Annotated in this window: 5 protein-coding genes; all 5 read left to right on the top strand. The window is 41.1% G+C overall.

The genetic code is table 11. The features are described 5' to 3' along the window. The first annotated feature begins 260 nt into the window (after nt 1–260). The 5 genes from CIK93_RS01905 (at nt 261) to CIK93_RS01880 (ending at nt 6,046) form a co-directional block, all read left to right on the top strand. Nucleotides 261–1,013, top strand: coding sequence for a leucine-rich repeat domain-containing protein (locus CIK93_RS01905; protein ID WP_094446410.1), 753 nt, complete (start codon nt 261–263; stop codon nt 1,011–1,013). 3 nt (nt 1,014–1,016) lie between these two features. Continuing rightward, nucleotides 1,017–1,445: a DUF1810 family protein gene (locus CIK93_RS01900; RefSeq protein ID WP_094446409.1), complete on the top strand. Its 429-nt coding sequence runs from the start codon at nt 1,017–1,019 to the stop codon at nt 1,443–1,445. A 1-nt stretch (nt 1,446) separates the two neighbouring features. Beyond that, complete coding sequence (locus CIK93_RS01895; protein WP_094446408.1) at nt 1,447–1,809, top strand: hypothetical protein; 363 nt, start codon at nt 1,447–1,449, stop codon at nt 1,807–1,809. 65 nt (nt 1,810–1,874) lie between these two features. Continuing rightward, nucleotides 1,875–2,492: a hypothetical protein gene (locus CIK93_RS01890; protein WP_094446407.1), complete on the top strand. Its 618-nt coding sequence runs from the start codon at nt 1,875–1,877 to the stop codon at nt 2,490–2,492. Nucleotides 2,493–4,195: 1,703 nt separating this feature from the next. Further along, nucleotides 4,196–6,046, top strand: a complete 1,851-nt coding sequence (locus tag CIK93_RS01880) for a DNA polymerase III subunit gamma/tau (protein ID WP_094446405.1) — start codon at nt 4,196–4,198, stop codon at nt 6,044–6,046. The last annotated feature ends 68 nt before the right edge of the window (nt 6,047–6,114 follow it).

The following is a 6,114-nucleotide window of genomic DNA, read 5'->3' as shown; positions in this document are numbered from 1 at the left end:
CAGTATGACACAGAATCGGAAATGAATGCCTACTGTGATTTGCTTACTGTCGCTGTCCAGCAAGTTCTTAACGATGAGATAGACAACATACAATAGTACCGATTGCACTTGCCAGTTGAATACGCGTGGTGTAACTAAAAGTTAAATACGTTAAATATTACCTTTTCGTATCTAAACAGAATCCACATAGCCACTTTTCTACCGTTTAGAGCGTATAATACTGATAATCAACTAATAATAGATACGGGGGATGTTGCCATTTGAAAACGATTTCATTTGGCAAAGGGATAAAAGCTGTTGGTAAAGACGCATTCTTGGGCTGTTCTAATTTAGAAAAAGTTGTTATAACTGATATTAGTACTTGGTGTGGGATAACCTTTGACGGTGTTGACAGTAATCCGACATGCCTTTCCAATAGAATTTATGATAAGGCCGGTATAGAAATAACAGATCTTACAATTCCTTCAGACGTAACCATAATTAGGAGATACGCTTTCAGAAATTGTTTAGGATTATCATCTTTGACTATATCAGAGGGTGTACAATGCATCGAAGCTCTCGCTTTCAATGGATGCAGCTTTACTTCTGCTATTATTCCAGATAGCGTCACAGAGATTGGAGATGGCGCTTTTTCTAATTGTAGGAGTCTTTCTTCAATAAAAATACCAAAAGAGATAACTCAGATTAAAAGTCATGTGTTTGAGAACTGTTCAAAAATTGTTTCCGTAGAGATGTCTAATAATGTTACAAATATTGGGAATTATGCCTTCTATGGTTGCCTCAATCTTTACAGTATTAGGATGCCCCAGAGACTTAGATTTATAGGGATACATACTTTTGCTGGTTGCCAAAATCTACAGGAAATTGGTTTCTCAAATGATATAACCGAAATCCATAAAACAGCATTTAAAGGCTGTACTTCTTTAAAAAAAGTGATGTTCCCTAAAGAGAAAGAAGATCTTGCCAGAGAATTTGAAGAGAACTTCGAAAGTTGTACTATAGAATTAGCATAAAAAATGGAATCCAATATAAACAGCGTTATCGAAGCCAAACAAAGAAATCTTTTGAGATTTGTTCATGCACAGGATAGTGGAGGACTATATGATGGTACAGGTACTTATGCAGAAGCCTTGCAGGAAATAAAGAACGGTCATAAGTCTGGGCATTGGGTATGGTATGTATTCCCTCAGATGAAAGGTCTGGGTAAATCAGAGATCGCCCAGTTCTATGGTATAAATGGACGTGAAGAAGCCAAAGCATACATTGAGCACCCTATTTTGAGGGAAAGACTGATAGAAATATCAGAAGCTGTGCTTAATAACGAGAAGTCTGTTTATGACATATTCGGACAGGATGCTATAAAAGTAAGGGCTTGTATCTTACTATTCGCCTCAGTCTGTGATATTCCCGTGTTTAAACAGATAAAAAGTAAGTATCGCTGGTAACATGAATAAAGAATCAAAAATAGTTCCTATAGAAAGTACGACTGATGCGTTTAGAAATCAAACAGCGTTATTTCTACAACGTATGCTTGATGTCAATGAATGGATATTATCTTTTCCGCCTATTAAAGGAAATAAAGGGATTGATGATATGTGGATGATTGATGCAAGCCTTCCTGAATATATGCGAACTTGTAATCCAGAATGGTTTAGCTGTTATGAATACAACTGTAAAGTAATGCTCAATACGATGCATAAAGATTTGTTCAATGAGAAATCACTTGGTTGGTTCAGAGAACATCTTGAAGCATTTGCACCATATAGTGAAGGAGCACGTAAGTTATTAAAAGTTATAGAAGAGTGGTAGATTTTATATCAAGGGAAATGATTTACAGGTGACATTTTCTTAAAAAAAATGACATTATATAGGCAATGAAACAGTTACTTTGCATATTATTCATTGGCATACTATTTTTTTCATGTGGTAATGGCACAACAAAAGGGGATTATATCGAGGCTGACACCTTATGTTCAACTCCGCAATGTGTTATCGTATTACAACCTTATGAGGATTTTAGTAAGAAAGAAGTAGAAAAACTGCTTCCCAAGCTACAAAAAGCTTTTGATAAATGGTTATATGGACATTGGGAATTTAAGATAGCGAACCCAATCAGTTTACCCAAGAATAGCTATGTCAGAGAAAGGAATAGATATAGGGTCACTCCAATACTGAATTATGAATCAAAGCAGCTAACTGGATATGAGGTAATAATTGGCTTGACACATAAGGATATTTGCACAGATATTCATGGCCAGAAAGATTATGGAATAGTTGGTATAAGCAGACCACTAAAACAAGTGAGTCTCGTTTCTGATAAGCGACTTAAAGACAAATCCTTGATGTGGAAACCTATACTTCATGAGTTTATCCATACCTTCTATGGGGCAAAGCATTGTCCCAATGACGACCCAACATGTTTTATGAAGGATGCTAAGGGACATGGAAATTTTGAAATACAAGATAAGCTATGTGATGCATGTAAACAATAATCCATTTGGAAGATGAAAACAAGCATAATCTTTGCGGATATTGCAAGAAAAATCTATAGGGTGACATATTCTTGAAAAAAATGATATTATATACCCGAATTGTTAATTTGTCCCCTCTCTCATAATAGATTATTTCATAGAATCGCTATATCTTGTGGTATAATTAAGAAATGAGAAGTTCCATTTTGAGGTCTGATTCGGAATACATATACTTGTTTAGAGATTGATTCAAAGTGACTTCGCGGGTGCGCACCACTTTTCTATTTGAATCAATCGTTTCCAGATAAGTTACGTTGAATCAATTAAAAATTCGGACTATGGAAAAGGACATCAAAAAGGGTAATGCCCCGTATTTCGCTGATCTTATCGGCTTTAAGAATGAAAAGTCAAAAGGCTATGCCAACATGAGTTTTACAAAGCAGCTATCACATTAATGTGGTGGCTGTTTTCCTTTTTAATGGATTCCGTACAAAATCAATCCATTTTGTCAATTCCAGACATTTAAGATTTTTAACTTGAACTCTCATTCACTAATGGATATATTAGTGTGTTGAGGCAGAGAATCAGAGTCATTCTTTAATCTTGTCACTAAATTCTTTAAAAGCCCATGGAGGGCTTCTACATGGTTGAACCATAGGGTTTCCACGGGATGGACGAAATGGTTTTATTCGCCGCGGAAATGCTCAGTGTGGACAGGAAGTGCAGGGTTCTGCCTCGGCAGATTGGGAGCAAAAGGCATTTTGCTGGTTTGTGGTTGCAGAAGGGTATTCTGCCAGCCATGAAGGTGGCTACTCGTCGAGTTGCCGATAGTTTCTCGTCGGCATCTCGATCGATATTCGTTGCTCTTTCGTTCGTTTTTCGCTTGTTCCTCGTTCGGTCCTCGATAGGTCTTCGATAGACTAACGACTAAGCAACGAGAGACGAACGAGAGACGAACGAGGACCTAACGAGAAGTTAACGGAAACCGAACGAGAAGCGATCGAGAAACCGTGAGCTTTCTGTCGTGACCAAATGGCATGAAAATCTGTTAAATTTGTAAACATAAGCAGCATTTTAGTTGTTGAGTTATTTGTTTGATTTTTGGTTTAAAGGTTTCTTTCTTGTTTTTAGGAATTATCCTCGGCTTGAATTACAAAGATACAACATGACACCCCCGGAATGCAAGAGTTTTGGCAGTTTTTATTTAGTATTTAATATTATTTAACTTTATTATAGATATTTTTTTAATAGAGCAACTCGTTTTAATTTAGGCTTTGATTGAATATCAAGAAGTTGGGCTTTTGCCTAAATAAAACAGGTAACAATCTGGAGACGAGTGGGATTCTGCTCGTTTCTGTATTTTGCAATATATAAAGAACGCCTAAATTCGGGATGATAAAGATACGATAATTTTCTAAATATCCCATAAAAAGCAAGGAGAAATTTATGGTATTTAGAGCTTTTTGCGTACTCACGCTCGGAAAAGCACAAATTTATTTGGTTTTTAACTCACTTAATCGTACCTCTGACCTGACGGTCCAAGGTACTCACGTTCGAGAATCCAAAAAGAAAAAGGTGTTTTTCTTTTGTACTTCTCTCGCTTATTCGTACCCTTGACCTGAAGGTCGAAGGTACTCCCGTTCGGGAATTCCAAAGAAAAAAGTGTTTTTCTTTGGAATTTCACTCACTTAATCGTACCTTTGTGTGCGAAATCTATTAATCACATGGAAGAATATATCGTATCGGCAAGAAAATACCGCCCTGCCACATTCGATACCGTAGTGGGACAACAAGCACTGACCACTACGCTGAAGAATGCTGTGAAGAGCGGCAAACTGGCTCACGCCTACTTGTTTTGCGGTCCGAGAGGTGTAGGAAAGACTACCTGCGCACGTATCTTTGCCAAGGCTATCAACTGTCTCTCTCCCACTGAAGACGGGGAGGCATGCGGACACTGTGAAAGTTGCCAGGCCTTCAACGAGCAACGGTCGTTCAACATCTTCGAACTCGATGCCGCCTCCAACAACTCGGTAGAGCATATCAAGACACTCATGGAGCAAACACGCATTCCACCGCAGGTTGGTAAATACAAGGTGTTTATCATCGACGAGGTGCACATGCTCTCTACCGCTGCCTTCAATGCTTTTCTGAAAACACTGGAAGAGCCACCGGCACATGTCATCTTTATCTTAGCAACCACCGAGAAGCATAAGATTCTGCCTACCATTCTCAGCCGTTGTCAAATCTACGACTTTGAGCGCATGACCGTGCAAAACACCATTGCTCATCTGAAAGCGGTGGCTGAGAAAGAGGGCATACAATATGAAGAGCAGGCTCTGGAGGTGATAGCAGAAAAGGCTGATGGCGGAATGCGCGACGCACTCTCCATCTTCGACCAGGCTGCATCATTCTGCCAAGGCAATATCACTTATCAGAAGGTGATAGAAGACTTGAACGTGCTTGACTCCGACTATTACTTCAAGATTATAGACTATTCCATCGAAAACAAAGTAAGCGAAATCATGTTGCTTGCCAACCAGATTATTGCCCATGGTTTCGATGGCGGGTTATTGATAGGGGGGCTTGCCAAACACGTGCGTAACGTGATGATGGCAAAAGACCCACAGACCCTGCCTTTGCTTGAGGCAAGCGAGCAACAACGAGAGCGTCTGCAGCAACAGGCGCAGCGTTGCGACTTGCGCTTCCTCTATAGTGCCCTACGCCTGATGAACCAATGCGACATCAACTACCGACAGGCTTCCAACAAACGACTGCTGGTAGAACTGACGCTCATCGAGGTGGCTCAGCTGACTCAGCCCGCCGAGGGGGCTGGCAGTGGGCGTAGGCCCAGAAGACTGAAATCCCTGTTCAAACACTTGATACGGCAGTCGCAACCCACACAGCAGGCTCAACAGGTGGCCTCAGCTGCTACTGCCGCATCCACAGCATCGGCAGCAGGAAGAGTTTCACAGCAGACTTCTTCCGCTACGAATGTTGTACCCACGCCTAAGATTCTGCAACAGACGCAGACTGCCTCTCCCCAGCCCAGGCAGCAGGTGGCTACCTACAATACAGCAAACCGACCACGGCTGAAAACTGCCGTTGGCTTCTCATGGAACAATCTGCGCAAACAGTCGGACACCGACAAGGCTCCGATGGCCGATGTCTTGGTCAACGAGCAAGCTGCAACAAGCGCCGCAACACAGGATCAAGCCGAATTTACCGAGGCCGACCTGACTCGCGAATGGATTGCCATGTGCAACCGTATGCCCCAGCAATACAGTGCCGTTGCCACTCGCATGAAGAACATGACACCGGTCATTAAAGAAATGCCACAGATAGAGGTAACGGTTGACAACCAGTTGGTCATGGAACAGATGCAGCAGATCAAAGGCAGTATTGTCAACACCTTGAAACTGCATCTGCGAAACAATAAGATTACGCTCAACATCGTTTTGGCAGAGTTCGACGAACAAGAGCGTTCTCTGACCCGTCGTGAGCAATACGAAGAAATGGAAAAAGATAATCCCGCAGTCAAGCAACTGCGGGACATGTTGAATCTTGAATTGGCCTAAGCATTATTTATCGCAAACGACTCAGGCCTCTAACTACTGACGCTAAGCAAATCGAGCAGGCAAGCACG

This window comes from Prevotella sp. P3-92 (assembly GCF_002251205.1).
GTDB lineage: Bacteria > Bacteroidota > Bacteroidia > Bacteroidales > Bacteroidaceae > Prevotella.
This window is presented reverse-complemented; position numbering and strand designations above follow the sequence as displayed.

Bases quoted from the DNA above. Each gene is read 5' to 3' on its own strand.
- CIK93_RS01900 (WP_094446409.1), top strand. From the start codon at position 1,017: ATGGAATCCAATATAAACAGCGTTATCGAAGCCAAACAAAGAAATCTT.
- CIK93_RS01895 (WP_094446408.1), top strand. From the start codon at position 1,447: ATGAATAAAGAATCAAAAATAGTTCCTATAGAAAGTACGACTGATGCG.
- CIK93_RS01890 (WP_094446407.1), top strand. From the start codon at position 1,875: ATGAAACAGTTACTTTGCATATTATTCATTGGCATACTATTTTTTTCA.
- CIK93_RS01880 (WP_094446405.1), top strand. From the start codon at position 4,196: ATGGAAGAATATATCGTATCGGCAAGAAAATACCGCCCTGCCACATTC.